The organism is uncultured Corynebacterium sp. (assembly GCF_946998835.1).
Lineage (GTDB): Bacteria > Actinomycetota > Actinomycetes > Mycobacteriales > Mycobacteriaceae > Corynebacterium.
Map to the genome: position 1 here is coordinate 65,496 of NZ_CAMQAZ010000001.1, position 17,515 is coordinate 83,010.

The window sequence follows — 17,515 nt, forward strand, 5'->3', positions numbered from 1 at the left end:
GCTAGCCTTATCCCCAGAATTAAAGACAGCTTGGTCTAGTTCTGCATTAAAAGTTCCAAGTAACAAATCTCATCACAAGGAGACTTCCAATGAATCTCAAGCGTTTTTCTGCTGGCGTTCTCACTGTTGCATTCGCCGCAACCGGCCTTGTCGCCTGTGGCAACTCCGATGAAGCCATTCGCATCGGCACCACGGACGCCAGCAAGAAGGCCTGGACCGTTTTCGAGCAGAAGGCTTCTGAACAGGGCATTGACCTGGACGTTCAAAACTTCTCTGATTACCAAACTCCGAACCGCGCCCTTGATGAGGGCCAGCTCGATGTCAACCTCTTCCAGCACATTAAGTTCCTGGCTGAGTACAACGTCGGCGCAAATTCGGATCTGACCCCGATTGGCTCGAGCGAAATTGTCCCGCTGGCTCTGTTCTGGAAGGACCACAAGTCGGTTGATGAGCTGAAGAAGGGCACCGAGGTCGCTATCCCGAACGACCCGTCCAACCAGGGCCGCGCCATCAACGTGCTGGTTCAGGCTGGCCTTCTGAAGCTGAAGCAGGACGACCTGCTGACTCCGTCTCCGGCCGACATCGACAAGGAGGCTTCGACGGTCAAGGTGCTGCCGGTGGATGCGGCTCAGACTCCGGCCGCTTACGGCGAGGGCAAGCCGGCCATTATCAACAACTCCTTCCTGGACCGCGCTGGCATCGACCCGAACACCGCCATCTTCCAGGATGACCCGAACTCCACGGAGGCAGAGCCGTACATCAACGTCTTTGTCACCAAGGCGGAAAACGCTGACAACCCGAAGTACGCGGAGCTCTCCAAGATCTGGCACTCCAAGGAGGTCCAGGACGCAGTCGCTGAGGACTCCAAGGGCACTTCGGTTCCGGTTGACCGTTCTGCAAAGGAGCTGCAGGAGATTCTGGATCGCGTCGAAAAGCAGCAGCGCGAGCAGAACTAACGCCGCCACCTAAGCACCGCCCAACACCCGGGCACACAGACCAAGGGGCACTGATTCACTCGTGACCAACAAGGGAACGAAGCTCGAATTCCGCGAGCTGAACAAGCAATTCGGCGACGTCACCGCGCTTGCCGACATCAACCTAACCGTTGAACCCGGCGAAATCCTCGGTGTCATCGGTTATTCCGGCGCCGGCAAATCAACGCTCATCCGTATGATTAACGGCCTGGAAAAGCCAACCTCGGGGCAGGTTTTGCTCGACGACACCGATATTGTCGGCATCTCCGAGCGCCAGCTACGGGGTTTGCGCCGCAATATCGGCATGATTTTCCAGCACTTCAACCTCTTCCATTCGCGCAATGCGATCCGCAATGTTGAGTACCCGCTGGAACTGGCCGGTATGCCGAAGGCCAAGCGCCGCGCTCGTGCCCAGGAGCTGCTGGAGTTCGTCGGCCTCGGCGACAAAGCGGAGTCCTTCCCTGAGCAGCTCTCAGGCGGACAGAAGCAGCGCGTCGGCATCGCCCGCGCACTCGCTACCGAACCGACGCTTTTGCTTGCCGACGAGGCCACCTCGGCACTCGACCCGGAAACTACTTCCGGCGTCCTGGATCTGTTGCGCCGCATCAATCGTGAAATGGGTGTCACCATCGTGCTGATTACCCACGACATGTCGGTGGTGCGCGGTATCGCTGACCGCATGGCCATCATGGAAAATGGTCGCATCGTCGAAACCGGTACGGTCCACGAGGTCTTTGCCAACCCAAAGACTGAGGTCGGCCGCCGCTTTGCCACCACCGCTCTACGCGATATTCCAGTTGGTCGTGAGCGCGATTCTGTGAATCAGTCCGCCGAGAGCGCATCGGCTCGCCTGGTCACCATCACCATCAATGATGGTGTTGACCTCGGCGCCCTTGCACAAGCCACCAGCGCCCACGGCGTGGCCGCCTCGGTGACTCACGGCGCGGTGGCCAATGTGCAGGCGAAGTCGTATGGTCGTCTCACTTTGCGGTTGACTCCGCTGGAATCCCCTGATTTCGATGCCGCCATTGCTGCCATTTCCGAACTGACACAGGTAGAGGAGCTCGCATCATGATTGGTTTCTTAAACTCCCTGCCATCTGTGAGTGGCAAGGACACCAACTGGGATAGCCTCGGCCCGATGCTGGGCGAAGCGTTCGGCCAGACGCTCTACATGGTCTGTGTCGCCATGCTGATTGGCGGTGTCGCAGGTCTAGCAATTGGCGTGCTGCTCTACACCACCCGTGATGGTGGCGTGCTGCGTAACAAGTTTGTCTATCAGGTCCTCAATATCCTGATTAACTTTGTCCGCCCCATCCCGTTCATCATCTTGGTCACGGCCATTGGCCCGCTGACAAAGAGCGTGGTCGGTACCACTATCGGTACCGAAGCTGCGGTGTTCGTCATGTCGATTGCCGCCACATTCGCCATCGCGCGTCTGGTGGAGCAGAATCTGATGTCCATCGACCCCGGTGTAATCGAGGCTGCCCGCGCGATGGGTGCAAGCCCGTGGCGCATCATCCGCACAGTCGTCGTGCCGGAAGCCCTGGGCCCGCTGGTTCTTGGCTACACCTTCGCTTTCATCGCCGTAGTCGACATGTCGGCAATGGCTGGCTACATCGGCGGTGGCGGACTGGGCAACTTCGCAATCACCTACGGCTACCAGGCCTTCGACTGGAACGTCACCCTGGTGACGACCCTGGTCATCATCTTCATCGTCCAGCTGGCGCAGATCTTCGGCAACTGGCTATCGAAGAAGATCATGCGCAGGTAGTCGCGCGCCAGCCCTTCTTTGGCCCTGGAGCATCACCGCAGGAAGACACAACGTCCTCCGTGATGATTTGCTCCAGGGCCACTTTATATTCCACGACCTGATCACGGTCGCTGAAGCCGTCGTAAAGCGCGACGACTGCAGTCGTGCCGTCGACATCAACACGTGCGACATCGTCTACACCCCACGCATCTGCTTGACGACGCACAGCCAACTCGGCAGCCTGCCCCTGCGGGCTGTAGATGCCTCGGCCGCGGCAGCCCTCCGCATGCACGATTCCCCGCTGAGCGTCTTCGATGACCCCCTTGGCATCCACCGCGCTTATCCGCCCATAGCTGTAATTCCATGGCAACAGCACACTCGCCGGCGCAAAGCGATGCCCCTTAGAATGCGAGGTCTCCCATACGACCTCTGGGAAGAGGTTGTGCATTGCCGCAGCGAGAGGGCGTCCTTTAACCGCGCAGCAGCGGTCGCGCTTGCCATGTGTACAGATAAGGAACAGTGGATGGTCTAGGCGAGTAGCTCCCTCAGTGGGCTGGCCGAGGCGAATATCCAGGGTCATCAGCTCATCGACATCGGCAACCATGCGGTGTTCGAGAAAAACTTCAGAACCATTCACTGACTCACAGTGCGCGATATAAACGTTGACACCGTCACACGGCTGCTGTCCGATACGACCGGGCTTGCGAATCAACTGCAACGCGCCACCGCGCTCAGCCAACCAGGCCTCAATCTGCCCGGTGAGGTCTGTGCCCCACACACCGCCGTCAAAAATATCGTGGGACCAACCGAGTTGGTGCTCCAACGCAATAAAAAGCTTCCCAATCTTCGCGGTACCGGGAAGCGGCTCAGTTACCTGAGCGGAACAGGTGGTATCAAAATTGGCCTGATTCATACGCCTAAGCGTAATTGAGGGCACCTGCGATTGTGGCTCAGACTGCAGCGGTCACCCCTGTTTTATTACTATTGTGCAACACTTTGACAACAAAGACTTTTGACCTCGGCTTTTACAGTTCAGCTTGTTGAAATTCCGTAATTGCGCACATACCGTCAGACGTATGAATACGAAATCGCTGGATGTCTCGCGCACTCGTACCCGTACCCGTCTCGTGGCATCCCTGTGTCTCGCGTTGGGTCTGGCTCTCGGTGCCTGCTCCTCTGACTCATCCTCAGATTCGGCTGCTGCAGTATCTATGAAAACTGACTCGACCGCTGGCACCTCCGATTTGTCGAGCAGCTCCGACAGCTCCACCAGCTCGTCTGCCGCAGCACAAACCGCCATGGATGACGATGCTGCTCCGGAAGGCGATTTCAACAAATCTTCCGCAGAAGCTGCTCCCTCCGATGGTGCTTACTTAGGCATTGAAGATGTCCGTGTGGGGTCCCATGATGGTTATGACCGCATTGTCTTTGAGCTCACGGGCGAGGGCACTCCGGGCTACTTCGTCCGCTACGAAGATGTTCCAACCCAACAGGGCTCCGGCAACCCGGTTTCTGTTAACGGTGCCGCCAAGCTGGTAATTAACCTGCGCGGCATGGGCTACCCGTTTGATTTCCAGTTGGAGGACTTCCCCTCCGCCCCGGTCAAACCAACATCAACTTCCGTTATCAAGGAAGTCGTCGGGGCAGGAACCTTTGAGGGACAAACTCAGTACGTTGTCGGCCTCAAGGGCGATAAGACTCCCTTCAAAGTTTTCTCGCTGAGCAACCCAAACCGCCTGGTTATCGACTTCCAGTCGAAGTAGTCGATTCACGCAGTAGTCGATTCATGCATAGGCGCCCTCGATTTTCCACGCTCCGGCATGTCCGATGAGCAACCAAGCGGCAACGGCGCCGTCATTCGCTACTGCACGCACCTGCATTCTCGCCGCCCGGCGGGCCTCGTCGGGCACCCACCAGCGCTCATCAATTGGCCATGGTCCAGCCCACGATGACACTCGGTACGTCTTTGTTCCGTATCGCACCAGCGCAGGTTCTGCGGTCATGGTTGCCCTCCCCGTAACCCCTACGGACTGTCCACTGGCGTCGAGTACTTCCACCTCGGTGTTTGCAGCTTCCAGAGTGATTGCCGGGTTAGGCGTAAGAACGGCTCCTGACCATGGCTGATTAACAGCACCAGTTTTTGTGTTTTTGGGCTTTTCCCCAAAAGCGACAAATCCCACTCTCTCGGCCGGGCCACGTCCACCTTGCATAATCGGCTGCTGCACTGCCTCTGACCCCAGCAAACCTTGAACACGCTCGGCAGCCCGGCGAGCTTTGGCCAGTGCTTCATCGCTTCCATGCCATAAATCCTGTTTTACGGTGCCTGCGGCAACCACATCCAGTGGCTCTAACTGCAGCTCTACGATGCCGCAGCCATCATCGTCATCGTCCGCCTGTGTCCGCTGCCGATTCCTGTTATTCAGCCAGCCATCGAGCTGCCACCGAACCCTGTCAGCCGTAGTTTGCTCTGCCAGCGGCTCAGTGCAGCGCCACACCCTGCGCACCTCTGAGCCATCACTAAATTGCGCCACCACGGCTAAGCGATAGCACGAATACCCATGGTCAAAAAGCTGTTCATGCAGCTGTCCAGCCAGAGAACGCGCCACAAATGAGGCCTCATCCACTCTTCGCAGCGGATTCTCCCACGACTGATAGCTCGCAGCCAGTCCCGTCGGCAGGGACCGCGGCGCCACCAACCGCGCTTCCCCATGACAGGCCAGATTATGCCACCTAGCCCCCTGCGTTCCGAATCTGTTGGCGATATCCCGCTTCGGCAGAGCAGCAACATCCCCCAATGTGCGCAATCCCAGTTCCTGCCACGACTTCGCAAGCTCCGCAGGCATCTCCAGCGCGCTTTCCGCCCTCAGCTCCACCAGAGAGATTCCCGCCCGGAACCGTTTCCCCTCGTCCGCACCTGGAGCTACCAGCACTCCCCGACGTGCTGCCAAAATAGCCGTCACAATATCGTCCGCGAGACCCAAGCTACAGTCCACTCCCGGAACTGCCGCGGCGTCTAGAAGTTTTTCTAAAGCCGCATCCTGCCCGCCGTAATAACGAATCACCCCTCGGGCCGCCACGACCGCCAAACCTGGCCGCAGTGCTTCGACACCTGCCGCCACCGCTTCCAGCCGTTGCAGCACGGGCTCGAATTCTGACGCATCACGCACCGCGCTTTCTTCCACAACTTCCAGCTCCGGACACAGCGCTTCCGCATGGCGACGGCTCTGCCCGCGCCGCACCCCGGCACAGCGCGCACTTGGAGAACAAGCAGCCACTCCGCTATCTCCCACAACTGCAACTGGACTGAGCGGATTAGCCCGCGATGTCGCAGACGCTAGATGCGCTGCCTGCACGGGCCAATCCGGAAGCCACAACGCCACCACACGGTTCAATTCCGCCTCTGCCATTAGCCTCTCCTCCGTACGGGAAAAGCCACCACATTGTTCTGTGCTGCCTGCTCACCTACCCGCCAGCGGCACTGCCGCCGCGGAAACCGCGTCCCCGACACACTGACTTGGTAATCCACTGCCCGAATCCGACCATGACCAGCACCAAGACCGGAAACATCAGTAACAGAGCTGGAAATCGTTGCCACAGCTCCCGGCCACTGCCGCCCCACAAAGACCAGAGCACAACCATTCGTGCGCAGTCGCGCCTGCAATGGACGCGCCTGCGACGGTGCCGGAGTACAAGACAGTGAGGCCACCACCAGGTCAACGCCGTCCGCCAGCAGCCCAATTACCTCAAGCGGCTGCATCCCAGGATCTGGCACGCAGATGATGTTCGACAACTTTCCACCCAGCTCCGTAACAGCGAGTAGTCCCTGCTCGGCAACTCCCACCAACGCAACATGCCCTGTCTTCGTAGCTTCCGCAATTAGGCCTGCCAACACTGCACCGGGCTGTTCAATGACACTGACCGCCCCTTTCCGGACCGTTCCCGCCAATGTATTTTCCAACGCCACCGGCACCGGCAGCGCCTCGCCGAGCCCAAAGGTTTCGCCAGTTGCAGCCCCGCCAGGCTGTGCAGCCATTGCTTGCCTGAGCGCCGCAATAGTCTGTTCCTTAGACTGCCCAGCAGCAATGTTGACCGCCGTTGTCATCTCTTATTCCACCTCATCTCACCGCCATGTCCACCACGAACACTGCTCGAATATTCTTTCTCAGCAAGCGGATTAAACATTACCCTAAGTAGCACACCTGTTCGAATACAATGTGTGGAGAAAAGCGCCGCGCACATCACCGCGCGACGCTTTACAACTCAGCCGAGCACTACATTGCGTACTATTTACGCCTTCACATCCAGCACCACATCGAACTCGAGCAGCTCAGCCGACGACGACACCGGCTTACGCTTCTCCCCCTCGTGCGAGGCCTTGAAAGCACGGCCCTCACGCCAGCCCTGGTAGGCCTCCTCGCTCTCCCACTCGGTAAAGACGAAGTAGCGGCTCTCCCCTGCGGTTGGACGCAGCAGCTGAAAACCGATGAAACCCGGAACATCGGTCATCTTCGAAGAGTTAGCAGAAAAACGGCGTTCAAGTTCTTCTCCCGCACCTTCAGGAACGGAAATAGCGTTAATTTTTACAATGCTCATGGGCACAACACTAGCTACCAGACACCCAACAATCTATAGTTCTCCCTCTACTACAGTGAAGAAGTATGACTGAATGCAGCCAACGCACGACAAAGTTCATCAATAGTCCTGTGCGACTGGGAATACCAATTGGCGCCGTCACCGCAGTCATCGCACTGCTCGCACTGCTTAACGCCCATATCATCGGCGCCATTGGCTGGTGGATCCTGATTGCGCTTCTACTCGCACTCATTGGCATCACCGTTTTCACGCACCACGCAAAAACACCCACCAAAGAAACTCGGCCTTCCTATTTCGCCGAGCCAATGCGAGAGTCCCCAAACGACATCTCTTGGAACTCCAGCGTAAGCGTGCTGCTGATCTTCCCCGGCTCATGGATCATTGCTGCTGTCGCCGAGCGCATCCCATCAAACCTCGCCGCGACTGTCGTAGTCATCGCACTTTCAGCCATCACCGCTACCTGCGCAATCCTGCCACGGCAATTCGGATTCCTCCCGCTGGCCGCACCGCTTCCCGATGACTTCGCACAGCGCTGCCCCTATCCCACCGATTCCCCCGAGGCACGTATCCTCGCGGTCCTCTTCATCGCGCGTCTACGCGATGGCTACGTCTTTTTCGTCGACCAGCTCCCCTATTTCGCAATGCTTGACGACGATGCCGTGAGCGCAGCCCTCCACACGCTCGTGGCTGATAAGCGCATCACCATCACCAAGAATACGTCGGCTCTGACGGAAAAGGGCCGCGCCCGCGAGTTTGCACAACTCACAGACACGGCCCTTGCCAACTAGTGGCTTACTCCCACTCAATGGTTCCCGGCGGCTTGGAAGTCACATCCAGGACCACTCGGTTGACCTCCGGCACCTCGTTGGTGATACGGGTGGAGATCTTCTCCAGGGTGTCGTACGGAACGCGAGTCCAGTCAGCGGTCATCGCATCCTCAGAGGAAACCGGACGCAGCACAATTGGGTGGCCATAAGTACGACCATCGCCCTGGACACCGACCGAGCGGACGTCGGCAAGCAGGACGACCGGGCACTGCCAGACAACCTCGTCCATACCTGCGGCCGTCATCTCCTCGCGCGCGATAGCATCGGCGCGACGGAGGGTATCCAGACGCTCCTCATCGACAGCACCGATGATGCGGATGCCGAGACCCGGACCCGGGAATGGCTGCCGAGCGACGATTTCCTCCGGCAGACCCAGCTCGCGGCCAACCGCACGGACCTCATCCTTGAACAGCAGACGCAGCGGCTCCACAAGAGTGAACTCGACATCATCCGGCAGACCACCGACGTTGTGGTGGCTCTTAATGTTGGCAGTGCCGGAACCGCCGCCGGACTCGACCACATCTGGGTACAGCGTGCCCTGGACCAGGAAGTCCACGGTCTCGCCCTCCGGAGCACCCTCCAGCGCCTGTGCGACAGCGCGCTCGAAGGAGCGGATGAACTCGCGGCCGATGGTCTTGCGCTTGGTCTCCGGATCAGTGATGCCAGCCAGGGCATCCAGGAAAATCTTGGAGTCATCGACGGTGATCAGCTTCGCGCCGGTTGCGGCAACGAAGTCCTTCTCGACCTGCTCGCGTTCACCCTGACGCAGCAGACCATGGTCAACGAAGACACAGGTCAGGCGGTCACCGATAGCGCGCTGCACGATTGCGGCAGCAACTGCGGAGTCAACACCACCGGACAGACCACAGATTGCGCGACCGGTCTCACCGACCTGGTTACGAACCTGCTCAATGAGCTCGTCCGCGATATTAGCGGCAGTCCAGTCCGGCTCGAGGCCAGCAACCTCGTAGAGGAACTTCTCCAGTACCTCCTGGCCGTACGGCGAGTGGTTGACCTCCGGGTGGTACTGCACACCGGCCATGCGCTTGTCCAAGCACTCAAAAGCTGCCACCGGGGCGCCCTTGGTGGAAGCCGTAACAGTGAAGCCCTCCGGCGCCTCAGACACCGCGTCGCCGTGGCTCATCCACACCTCATGAGACTCCGGCACACCAGCGTGGGCAACACCGCCGCCGTCGAGGACGTTCAACTGTGTGCGGCCGTACTCGCGGTCACCGGTGGCAGCAATCGTGCCGCCGAGAGCCTCAGTCATAGCCTGGAAACCGTAGCAAATACCAAACACCGGAATGCCCAGCTCAAGCCACTCTGGGTTGAGCTTCGGAGCGCCTTCGGCGTAGGCACTGGACGGACCGCCGGACAGCACCAGCGCGGCCGGGTTCTTGGCCTTAATTTCTTCAGTCGTCGCATCATGCGAGACCACTTCGGAATAAATTTTTGCCTCGCGCACACGTCGCGCGATGAGCTGCGCATACTGCGCACCGAAGTCCACGACGAGGACGGGCTTAGTCACCTGTTCAGACACGCCCTAAAGCTTATCAAGACTTCCGGACCACAGGCATACCCAGGTTCAGTGCAGCCGGAGCATCTTCCGGCACAGCTGGACGGTTCGGAGCAATCGGCTCCAGACGCACGTAGGCCTCCCCCTGCGCCGGCCGCTGATCTTCGTCACCCTTATTCGGCCACAGCGATGTCGCACGTTCCGCATTCGCGGAAATCGACAGCGATGGGTTCACACCCGGGTTGGCAGCCATTGCCGAACCGTCGTGAATCGACAGCGTCGGATAGCCCCACACGCGCAAGTACGGATCGACCACCCCATTTTCCGGCGAATCCGAAATCGTCGCACCACCGATAAAGTGAGCGGTCAGAGGAATATTCGCCAGCTCGCCAATGGTTCCACCAGCCAGCACACGGCCATTCTTACCGCGCGCATCGAGTTTCTCCGCCGCGCGCCGCGTAGCCTCATTGCCGGCCGGAATCCACGTCGGATTCGGCTCGCCCTCGCCCTGCTTACTCATCAGGAAACGCAGTGGCCCAATCTTCTGCAGGTAAGTCGTAATCGAGTTGTCGCGATTCTGCATCACCAAAGAAATCACCGTACGCTGCGACCACTTTCGCAAGTTCACCAGCTGCAGCAGATAGTTGGGGTGCTTTACGACGGCCCCCACCGCCTGTAGCCAACGCGGAGTCGCACGATCTCCTTCGGTCATAATCATCTGCAGCATTGCGATGGCATTAGAGCCCTTACCGTAGCGCACTGGCTCGATATGGGTGTCCTCATCTGGGAAGAACGACGAAGTAATGGCGACACCAGTGGAGAAATCATTGTCCGGGTCAACCTTCGTTCCCATCGCACCCAAAATGGCCTCGGAGTTGGTTCGGGTCAGCTTGCCCAAAGTCTTCGGCAGCAGTGGCAGGTGCCCATCGGCTTGCTGGCGGTGCAGTAGGTTCTGGGTTCCCCAGGCACCGGCGGCGAGAATGACTCGCTGAGCGCTAAACTGCTGCTTGCCCTTAGCTACCCACCGGCCAGTGCGCTCAGTATCGATAACCCAGGAGCCATCCGCCTGCGGGTGCAACCCGGTAACAGTAGTGCGGTCAAAGACCTGCGCACCGAACTTCTCTGCCAGGTAGAGGTAGTTCTTGACCAGGGTGTTTTTGGCATTATGGCGGCAACCGGTCATGCACTCACCGCATTCCGTACATGCAGTGCGGTCCGGGCCAACTCCGCCGAAGTAGGGGTCGGCGACCGTTTGTCCCGGCGTTCCCTGACCACCAGTCTTGGCACCGAAGAAGACCCCCACCGGAGTAGAGCGGAACGTATCGCCCACACCCATATCTTCGGCTACCTCACGCATGACGACGTCGGCAGGCGTGTTGGATGGGTTGGTAACCACCCCGAGCATGCGGGAAGCGTTGTCATAATGCGGGGTGAGTTCCGATTCCCAGTCAGTAATGTGGGCCCACTGACGGTGCTGGAAGTATTCGGAGCCCGGCTTATACAGCGTGTTTGCGTAGTTGAGAGAGCCACCGCCAACACCAGCGCCAGCGAGAATCATGACATCTTTCAACATGTGCACACGCTGGACGCCAAAGAGTCCCAGCTTCGGAGCCCAGAGGTACTTATGAAGTCGCCAGCTCGTCTTGGCAAAGTCTTTATCTTCGAACCTCCGACCAGCTTCCAGAACTGCCACTCGGTAGCCTTTTTCTGTCAGCCTCAGCGCAGAAACGGAACCGCCGAATCCGGAACCGACGATTACAACATCGAAATCGCGTCGTTTACTCATGGGAAAAGCCACCTTCGCTAAGGTCGTAACGCTATTGCGCGGAACATATGTTCCTAACCCTAAGCGGAGGTGGCTTTTCAGTAAGGTAGTTTCACGAAAAAACTATCCGATTACTTTAACTAAAAACCCTTCGGACGCACCGACAGCTCAACGCGATGGAAGGACTTCAGGTCGGTAAATCCGCACTTGGCCATTGCGCGGCGCAGGCCGCCGGCCAGATTGCGGTCACCAAACGGAGAAGCGGACGGCCCAAACAAAGCCTCTTCCAGGCTGACTAGTTCCCTCTCATCTTCGACGACCTGCCACACCGCACCGCGCGGGTACTTCGGGTGTGCCGCGACAGATGGCCAGGCGTAGCCCTGTCCTGGAGCTTCGTTGACGGTTGCCAGCACGCTGGACAGCGCCACGGCATCCGCACCGCAGGCGATTGCCTTAGCAATGTCCCCGGCGGTATCGATGCCACCATCAGCAATGATGTGGACGTAGCGGCCCTCGGTCTCATCGAGGTAGTCCTTACGAGCAGCTGCGGCATCGGCAATAGCGGTGGCCATTGGTACGTCGATGCCGAGCGCACCCGGGGACGTCGTAAAGCCCGTACCGACAATCACACCAGCAGCACCCGTGCGCATCAGGTGCAGTGCGGTCTGGTAATCGACGACACCGCCGACGATAACCGGAACATCCAGGCTGCCGATGAAGTCCTTGAGGTTCAGTGGCTCGCCCTGGGCGGTGACGTGTTCTGCAGAGATTAACGTGCCCTGGATAACCAACAAGTCGATGCCAGCCTTGATAGCCAGCGGAGCCAGCTCACGGGCGTGCTGCGGCGAGACACGAACTGCAGTGATGGCACCAGTTGCGCGAATCTCCTTGATGCGCTCGACCAACAAATCGGGGTCAACCGGAGCAGCGTGCAGTTCCTGCAGCTTGCGGTTCACAGCCTCAGAATCGAGCTTGGTGGTGGCCTTCTTTGCCAGCTCCACCAGCTCAGCAATCTTGTCCTGCGCATCGGCATGGCGAGCCCAAATACCCTCAGCATTGAGAACTGCCAAGCCACCCAGTCGAGCAAATTCAGCAACGGATTCCGGGCTGGCGATGGCATCCGTCGGATGCATCATCAGCGGGAGTTCGAAATCATAGGCATCAATTCGCCAGGAGGTATCGACGTCCTTGGAAGACCGGGTACGACGAGTCGGAACGAGTGCAATATCGTCCAACTCGTAGGTCCGGCGTGCCTCGCGGCCAATACCGATTTCAACGATGTCGCGCATGAGCTTTCCTCACATGCCCTTTCCGTGGAATGTAACTCGACTAAGTCAGTCTAGCGCTGGTAGTAGTTCGGTGCTTCGACAGTCATCTGGATGTCGTGCGGGTGCGACTCGCGCAGACCTGCAGCGGTAATCTGGACGAACTGTGCGTCGTGCAGCTGCTCGACGGTTGCAGAACCTGTGTAGCCCATAGCGGCGCGCAGCCCACCCACCAGCTGGTGCACGATGGAGTCGATGCTGCCGCGGAACGGAACACGGCCCTCGATACCTTCCGGAACCAGCTTCTCTTCGCTCTTAACGTCAGCCTGGAAGTAGCGGTCCTTGGAGTAGGAGCGCTTCTCGCCGGTCAGGCCACGACCCTGCATAGCTCCCAGCGATCCCATGCCGCGGTACATCTTGTACTGCTTGCCGTTGACGAAGGTAACTTCACCCGGAGCCTCAGCGGTACCTGCCAGCATCGAACCGAGCATGACGGAGGATGCGCCGGCGGCCAGAGCCTTGGCGATATCGCCGGAGAACTGCATACCGCCGTCGGCGATAATCGGAACGCCGGCCTTCTTAGCAGCGACGGAAGCTTCCATGATGGCAGTGATCTGTGGCGCGCCGACGCCTGCGACAACGCGGGTGGTACAAATCGAGCCCGGGCCGATACCGACCTTGATGGCGTCTGCGCCGGCGTCAATCATTGCCTGTGCAGCGCCGCGGGTAGCCAGGTTGCCGCCGATGATCTGGATGTTCTCGCCGAACTCCTTCTTGACGCGGGAGACCATCTCAAGCACACCCGTGTTGTGGGCGTGAGCGGTGTCCACCACAAGCACGTCAACTCCAGCATCAGCCAGTGCGTGTGCGCGCTTCCAGGAGTCCTCACCAGTACCAATACCAGCACCAACCAGCAGACGACCGGAGCCATCCTTGGAAGCGTTCGGGTACTGATCCTTCTTGACGAAGTCCTTAACGGTAATCAGACCGGTCAGACGACCTTCACCATCGACGATTGGCAGCTTCTCGACCTTGTGGGCACGCAGCAAGTTCAGAGCCGCATCGCCGGACACACCCTGCTCGGCCACGACGAGCGGCATCGGGGTCATGATCTCGGAGACCTTGCGGTTCAAATCTGCCTCGAAGCGCATGTCGCGGTTGGTGCAGATACCGACCAGCTTGCCGTCCTTGTCCACAACCGGCAGACCGGAGATGCGGTAGCGAGCGCATTTGGCATCCACGTCAGCGATGGTGTCTTCCGGGGAGCAGGTCACCGGGTCGGATACCATGCCGGCCTCAGAGCGCTTCACAATCTCAACCTGCTGAGCCTGGTCCTCAATGGACAGGTTGCGGTGCAGGATGCCCATACCACCCTGGCGGGCCATGGCGACGGCCATGCGAGCTTCGGTGACGGTGTCCATAGCGGCGGACACGATTGGAATATTCAGACGCAGTTCACGAGTCAGCTGCGTAGAGGTATCAACACCGGAGGGGATAACGTCCGAAGCGTCCGGCAGCAGCAGGACATCATCGAATGTAAGGCCGACTAGTGGAATCTTGTTGGGATTGTCTCCGCCGAGGCTAATTCCCGTGGGGTTGGTCATGGACTCCTCCTGCTCCACCCTTGCCGACATCCGGCCAGGGGCGCTATCGCTTCGTGGTTGCCAAACGTTATATACAGGGTAGTCCCTAAGTGATGAAACGCGACAATTAGGAGGAGGAACAGGTGTCCTACACGGGTTAGCCAAGAGTTAGCTGAGGAGCAGTCCGCAATGGGTTAAGGGGCCCTGTAAAGCTGTTACGGTAGGGATTGTGAACCACGACTTTTTCTCGTCCATGCCGCGGGATCCGTTCGAAGGAGATCCCAATGACCCGGCAAGCTTCCTCGAGCCGGATGAGCCTTTCGCGCCGTTGACAGACCAGGAACGTCGGGAAGTTCTTGAAGACCTTTCCGCCGTTCGCCTATTTCGTACTGCACTGAGTCCAGAGGGACTGCTTGGCGTGTGCATGCTGTGTGAGGACTGCGGTGACGAGCACTTTTATAACTGGGATGTACTGGAAAATCACTACTTGATGCTTCTGTCAGGCCAGGAGTCCCCGGTCCACGAGCCGCAGTTCGACCCGGACCGCACCCGCTACGCCCCATGGGAATACTGCGCAGGCTTTGTCGACGGTCTGCGTTCGCGCCGACCTGGCCGTTTCTAAAAATTTGATAAGAGTTTGACGGAATTGTTTGCACAGTATCCCGGTTAGCCTCCTGGGGTTTACCAACCGTTCATTGTTGGCTTCCACACTTGAGCTCACTGCTTCAAGAAAGCTCAGTGAAGGAGACATCAATTCCGATGACGTACATCGACCACTTGCCCGGGCCCAATGCGGATTTGTGGGATTGGCAGCTGCACGGCTCTTGCCGCGGGCAGGACTCCGCAACTTTCTTCCACCCGGAAGGCGAGCGCGGACGCGCACGCAGCCTCCGCGAAGCCCGCGCGAAGGCCATCTGTCGCTCTTGCCCAGTTCTCATGCAGTGCCGCACTCACGCTCTCAAGGTTGGTGAGCCATACGGTGTCTGGGGCGGCCTCAGCGAGTCTGAACGAAATGAAATCCTTCGAGCTAAGCCGGCCGCACGCGAACGCGAACTTGAGCGCGTTCTGGTCGCTGCGCAGTAGTTCCTCTACTCGCTCAGCTTCCAGCCGGTTCGCATAGAACCAAAAATGCTCCCCGCCTTCGAATGAAAGCGGGGAGCATATCGCGTGCTCTAGTGAGCGTGATCGTGCTCCGGCTCCTCTTCCGGCTTGTCCACAACGGAAGCCTCGGTAGTCAGCAGCATGCGTGCCACGGAGGTTGCGTTGACGACTGCGGAGTGAGTGACCTTGACCGGGTCAATGACACCGGACTCAATCAGATTCTCGTAGGTGTCGGTAGCAGCGTTGTAGCCGTTGCCATTCTCCTGCTCGCCGATGTGGTAGACGACGACTGCGCCATCCTTACCAGCGTTCTCTGCAATCCAGAAAGCCGGACGGGTCAGAGCCTTGGCAACTGCGCGAACACCGACTGCCTCGTCACCTTCGAACTCGTCGGCAAATGCCTCGAGCTCACGGGAAATCTGCACCAGCACGGAACCGCCACCGGCGATAACACCTTCCTGGGCTGCTGCACGAGCAGCGTTGATGGCATCCTCGACGCGCAGCTTGCGCTCGTTGACCTCGGTCTCGGTAGCAGCGCCAACCTTAATGACAGCCACGCCGCCAGAGAGCTTCGCCAGACGCTCTTCCAGCTTCTCGCGGTCCCAGTCAGAGTCAGTGCGCTCAATCTCGGCACGAATCTGGTTACGACGCTCTTCCACAGCCTCAGCAGTGCCAGCACCATCAACCAGGACGGTCTCGTCCTTAGTAATGGTGATGCGGCGTGCGTTACCCAGCACCTCAAGTCCAACGTCCTTGAGCTGCATGCCGGTGTCAGCCGTAACGACGGTCGCACCAGTGACAACTGCCAGGTCATCCATGAATGCCTTACGACGGTCACCGAAGTACGGTGCCTTCACTGCGGCAACCTTCAAGGTCTTGCGCATAGCATTAATGACCAGCGCGGACAGAGCCTCGCCCTCGATATCCTCAGCCATGATTAGAGTCGGCTTGCCGGACTCGGCAATCTTCTCCAGGATTGGCAGGAACTCTGGCAGGGAGGAAATCTTCTCGCGAACCAGCAGCACCTGTGCACCGTCGAGAATTGCCTGCTGAGCCTCAACGTCGGTGATGAAGTACGGCGAGAGGAAGCCCTTGTTGAAGGACACGCCCTCAGTCACGGACAGCTCGGTGGCAATCGACTGCGACTCCTCCACGGAGACGACGCCGTCCTTGCCGACCTTGTCCATGGCACCTGCGACCAGGTCACCGATTTCAGTGTCACGCGAGGAAACGGTTGCCACCTGCGCAATAGCAGCGGAGCTGCTCACCGGGGTGGCACGCTGCTTCAGCAGTTCAACAGCCTTGTCGGATGCAGCGTGGATACCGCGGTTCAGAGAAACCGGGTTTGCACCGGCTGCAACATTGCGCAGACCCTCGTGGACCAGCGCCTGAGCCAGCAGCGTTGCGGTAGTAGTGCCGTCACCGGCAACGTCATTGGTCTTGACCGCAACGGACTTGACCAGCTGAGCGCCGAGGTTCTCGAACGGATCCTCAACGTCGATGTCGCGGGCGATGGTCACACCATCGTTGGTGACCAGCGGACCACCGAAGGCCTTGTCCAGGACAACGTTGCGACCCTTCGGGCCAAGCGTGACCTTGACTGCGTCGGCAAGCGTGTCCACACCGCGCTTGAGGCCTTCGCGAGCCTCTTCGTTAAAAGCAATAAGCTTCGCCATGTGTGGGTACGTCCTCCCTTTAGTTCTCGATAACAGCCAGAATGTCGCGCTGCGACAGCAGCAGGTACTCCTCGCCCTGGTACTTCAGCTCAGTGCCGCCGTACTTGGAGAAGATGACGATGTCACCCTCCTTGACGTCCATAGGAATGCGGTCATCGTCATCTGCCCAGCGACCCGGACCAACTGCGATAACGGTAGCCTCCTGCGGCTTCTCCTTAGCGGAGTCCGGGATAACCAGGCCAGATGCCGTGGTGGTCTCTGCTTCGTTGATCTGGACGAGGACGCGGTCCTCCAGCGGCTTGATGTTGACGTTCGCCACGATGAATTCCTCCATACATGCGGTGATGTGATGTTCTTGTGCCGGTTGGTCTGCCGTGCACAGCCGTCGTCGCGGGTGAACAACTGTGTGTCAAACAACCTTCGTTAGCACTCTACCCCTGCAAGTGCTAACACTCAACAATAG

General features: G+C 58.9%; 17 protein-coding genes. 7 read left to right on the forward strand and 10 right to left on the reverse strand.

The window, feature by feature from the left end; all coding sequences use genetic code 11:
* Positions 1 to 89: 89 nt before the first annotated feature.
* From Q0U90_RS00260 to Q0U90_RS00270, 3 genes are all read left to right on the forward strand, one after another.
* Positions 90 to 956: a MetQ/NlpA family ABC transporter substrate-binding protein gene (locus Q0U90_RS00260; protein WP_297449949.1), complete on the forward strand. Its 867-nt coding sequence runs from the start codon at positions 90 to 92 to the stop codon at positions 954 to 956.
* Between the two features lie 61 nt (positions 957 to 1,017).
* Positions 1,018 to 2,049, forward strand: coding sequence for a methionine ABC transporter ATP-binding protein (locus Q0U90_RS00265; RefSeq protein ID WP_297449952.1), 1,032 nt, complete (start codon positions 1,018 to 1,020; stop codon positions 2,047 to 2,049).
* A 65-nt stretch (positions 2,050 to 2,114) separates the two neighbouring features.
* Positions 2,115 to 2,747: a methionine ABC transporter permease gene (locus tag Q0U90_RS00270; protein ID WP_297450144.1), complete on the forward strand. Its 633-nt coding sequence runs from the start codon at positions 2,115 to 2,117 to the stop codon at positions 2,745 to 2,747.
* Here the strand turns inward: Q0U90_RS00270 and Q0U90_RS00275 are convergent.
* The gene (locus Q0U90_RS00275) at positions 2,734 to 3,639 is read right to left on the reverse strand and encodes a sucrase ferredoxin (RefSeq protein WP_297449954.1); all 906 of its coding nucleotides are present in this window, start codon (positions 3,637 to 3,639) and stop codon (positions 2,734 to 2,736) included. The genes Q0U90_RS00270 and Q0U90_RS00275 overlap by 14 nt on opposite strands.
* Positions 3,640 to 3,802: 163 nt before the next feature.
* Here Q0U90_RS00275 and Q0U90_RS00280 point away from each other — a divergent pair, with 163 nt between their 5' ends.
* Positions 3,803 to 4,489, forward strand: a complete 687-nt coding sequence (locus tag Q0U90_RS00280) for a hypothetical protein (RefSeq protein WP_297449956.1) — start codon at positions 3,803 to 3,805, stop codon at positions 4,487 to 4,489.
* A 21-nt stretch (positions 4,490 to 4,510) separates the two neighbouring features.
* Here the strand turns inward: Q0U90_RS00280 and Q0U90_RS00285 are convergent, their stop codons facing one another.
* From Q0U90_RS00285 to Q0U90_RS00295, 3 genes are all read right to left on the reverse strand, one after another.
* Positions 4,511 to 6,133, reverse strand: a complete 1,623-nt coding sequence (locus Q0U90_RS00285) for a DNA polymerase Y family protein (RefSeq protein WP_297449959.1) — start codon at positions 6,131 to 6,133, stop codon at positions 4,511 to 4,513.
* Complete coding sequence (locus Q0U90_RS00290) at positions 6,133 to 6,828, reverse strand: hypothetical protein (RefSeq protein ID WP_297449961.1); 696 nt, start codon at positions 6,826 to 6,828, stop codon at positions 6,133 to 6,135. The genes Q0U90_RS00285 and Q0U90_RS00290 overlap by 1 nt, the downstream gene beginning before the upstream one ends.
* A 185-nt stretch (positions 6,829 to 7,013) precedes the next feature.
* A complete protein-coding gene (locus tag Q0U90_RS00295) occupies positions 7,014 to 7,319 on the reverse strand; it encodes an antibiotic biosynthesis monooxygenase (protein WP_297449963.1) in 306 nt (101 codons plus the stop codon).
* A 65-nt stretch (positions 7,320 to 7,384) separates the two neighbouring features.
* On the opposite strand from Q0U90_RS00295, the gene Q0U90_RS00300 reads away from it, so the two are divergent.
* Positions 7,385 to 8,107: a hypothetical protein gene (locus tag Q0U90_RS00300; protein ID WP_297449965.1), complete on the forward strand. Its 723-nt coding sequence runs from the start codon at positions 7,385 to 7,387 to the stop codon at positions 8,105 to 8,107.
* A gap of 4 nt (positions 8,108 to 8,111) precedes the next feature.
* On the opposite strand, the gene guaA is transcribed toward Q0U90_RS00300, so the two are convergent.
* The 4 genes from guaA to guaB all read right to left on the reverse strand — a co-directional run bounded on the left by guaA (position 8,112) and on the right by guaB (position 14,296).
* Positions 8,112 to 9,686, reverse strand: coding sequence for a glutamine-hydrolyzing GMP synthase (gene guaA, locus Q0U90_RS00305; protein WP_297449968.1), 1,575 nt, complete (start codon positions 9,684 to 9,686; stop codon positions 8,112 to 8,114).
* A gap of 13 nt (positions 9,687 to 9,699) precedes the next feature.
* Complete coding sequence (locus tag Q0U90_RS00310) at positions 9,700 to 11,448, reverse strand: GMC family oxidoreductase (RefSeq protein ID WP_297449970.1); 1,749 nt, start codon at positions 11,446 to 11,448, stop codon at positions 9,700 to 9,702.
* A gap of 119 nt (positions 11,449 to 11,567) precedes the next feature.
* Positions 11,568 to 12,716 carry a GuaB3 family IMP dehydrogenase-related protein gene (locus tag Q0U90_RS00315; RefSeq protein ID WP_297449971.1) on the reverse strand — a complete coding sequence of 383 codons (1,149 nt, stop codon included), beginning with the start codon at positions 12,714 to 12,716 and terminating at the stop codon, positions 11,568 to 11,570.
* A 50-nt stretch (positions 12,717 to 12,766) separates the two neighbouring features.
* Positions 12,767 to 14,296, reverse strand: coding sequence for an IMP dehydrogenase (gene guaB / locus Q0U90_RS00320; protein ID WP_297449974.1), 1,530 nt, complete (start codon positions 14,294 to 14,296; stop codon positions 12,767 to 12,769).
* 208 nt (positions 14,297 to 14,504) lie between these two features.
* Here guaB and Q0U90_RS00325 point away from each other — a divergent pair, with 208 nt between their 5' ends.
* The gene (locus Q0U90_RS00325) at positions 14,505 to 14,897 is read left to right on the forward strand and encodes a DUF5319 domain-containing protein (protein WP_070851194.1); all 393 of its coding nucleotides are present in this window, start codon (positions 14,505 to 14,507) and stop codon (positions 14,895 to 14,897) included.
* Positions 14,898 to 15,034: 137 nt separating this feature from the next.
* On the forward strand, positions 15,035 to 15,358 hold the full coding sequence (locus Q0U90_RS00330; protein WP_297450147.1) for a WhiB family transcriptional regulator: 324 nt from the start codon (positions 15,035 to 15,037) through the stop codon (positions 15,356 to 15,358).
* An 89-nt stretch (positions 15,359 to 15,447) separates the two neighbouring features.
* Here Q0U90_RS00330 and groL read toward each other — a convergent pair whose 3' ends face one another.
* On the reverse strand, positions 15,448 to 17,052 hold the full coding sequence (groL, locus tag Q0U90_RS00335) for a chaperonin GroEL (protein ID WP_297449981.1): 1,605 nt from the start codon (positions 17,050 to 17,052) through the stop codon (positions 15,448 to 15,450).
* 19 nt (positions 17,053 to 17,071) lie between these two features.
* Positions 17,072 to 17,371, reverse strand: a complete 300-nt coding sequence (groES, locus tag Q0U90_RS00340) for a co-chaperone GroES (RefSeq protein ID WP_005510054.1) — start codon at positions 17,369 to 17,371, stop codon at positions 17,072 to 17,074.
* Between the last annotated feature and the right edge of the window lie 144 nt (positions 17,372 to 17,515).

Coding starts and splice junctions, on each gene's coding strand:
- Q0U90_RS00260 (WP_297449949.1), top strand. CDS start 90: ATGAATCTCAAGCGTTTTTCTGCTGGCGTTCTCACTGTTGCATTCGCC.
- Q0U90_RS00270 (WP_297450144.1), top strand. CDS start 2,115: ATGCTGGGCGAAGCGTTCGGCCAGACGCTCTACATGGTCTGTGTCGCC.
- Q0U90_RS00275 (WP_297449954.1), bottom strand. CDS start 3,639: ATGAATCAGGCCAATTTTGATACCACCTGTTCCGCTCAGGTAACTGAG.
- Q0U90_RS00280 (WP_297449956.1), top strand. CDS start 3,803: ATGAATACGAAATCGCTGGATGTCTCGCGCACTCGTACCCGTACCCGT.
- Q0U90_RS00285 (WP_297449959.1), bottom strand. CDS start 6,133: ATGGCAGAGGCGGAATTGAACCGTGTGGTGGCGTTGTGGCTTCCGGAT.
- Q0U90_RS00290 (WP_297449961.1), bottom strand. CDS start 6,828: ATGACAACGGCGGTCAACATTGCTGCTGGGCAGTCTAAGGAACAGACT.
- Q0U90_RS00295 (WP_297449963.1), bottom strand. CDS start 7,319: ATGAGCATTGTAAAAATTAACGCTATTTCCGTTCCTGAAGGTGCGGGA.
- Q0U90_RS00300 (WP_297449965.1), top strand. CDS start 7,385: ATGACTGAATGCAGCCAACGCACGACAAAGTTCATCAATAGTCCTGTG.
- Q0U90_RS00310 (WP_297449970.1), bottom strand. CDS start 11,448: ATGAGTAAACGACGCGATTTCGATGTTGTAATCGTCGGTTCCGGATTC.
- Q0U90_RS00315 (WP_297449971.1), bottom strand. CDS start 12,716: ATGCGCGACATCGTTGAAATCGGTATTGGCCGCGAGGCACGCCGGACC.
- guaB (WP_297449974.1), bottom strand. CDS start 14,296: ATGACCAACCCCACGGGAATTAGCCTCGGCGGAGACAATCCCAACAAG.
- Q0U90_RS00330 (WP_297450147.1), top strand. CDS start 15,035: ATGACGTACATCGACCACTTGCCCGGGCCCAATGCGGATTTGTGGGAT.
- groL (WP_297449981.1), bottom strand. CDS start 17,052: ATGGCGAAGCTTATTGCTTTTAACGAAGAGGCTCGCGAAGGCCTCAAG.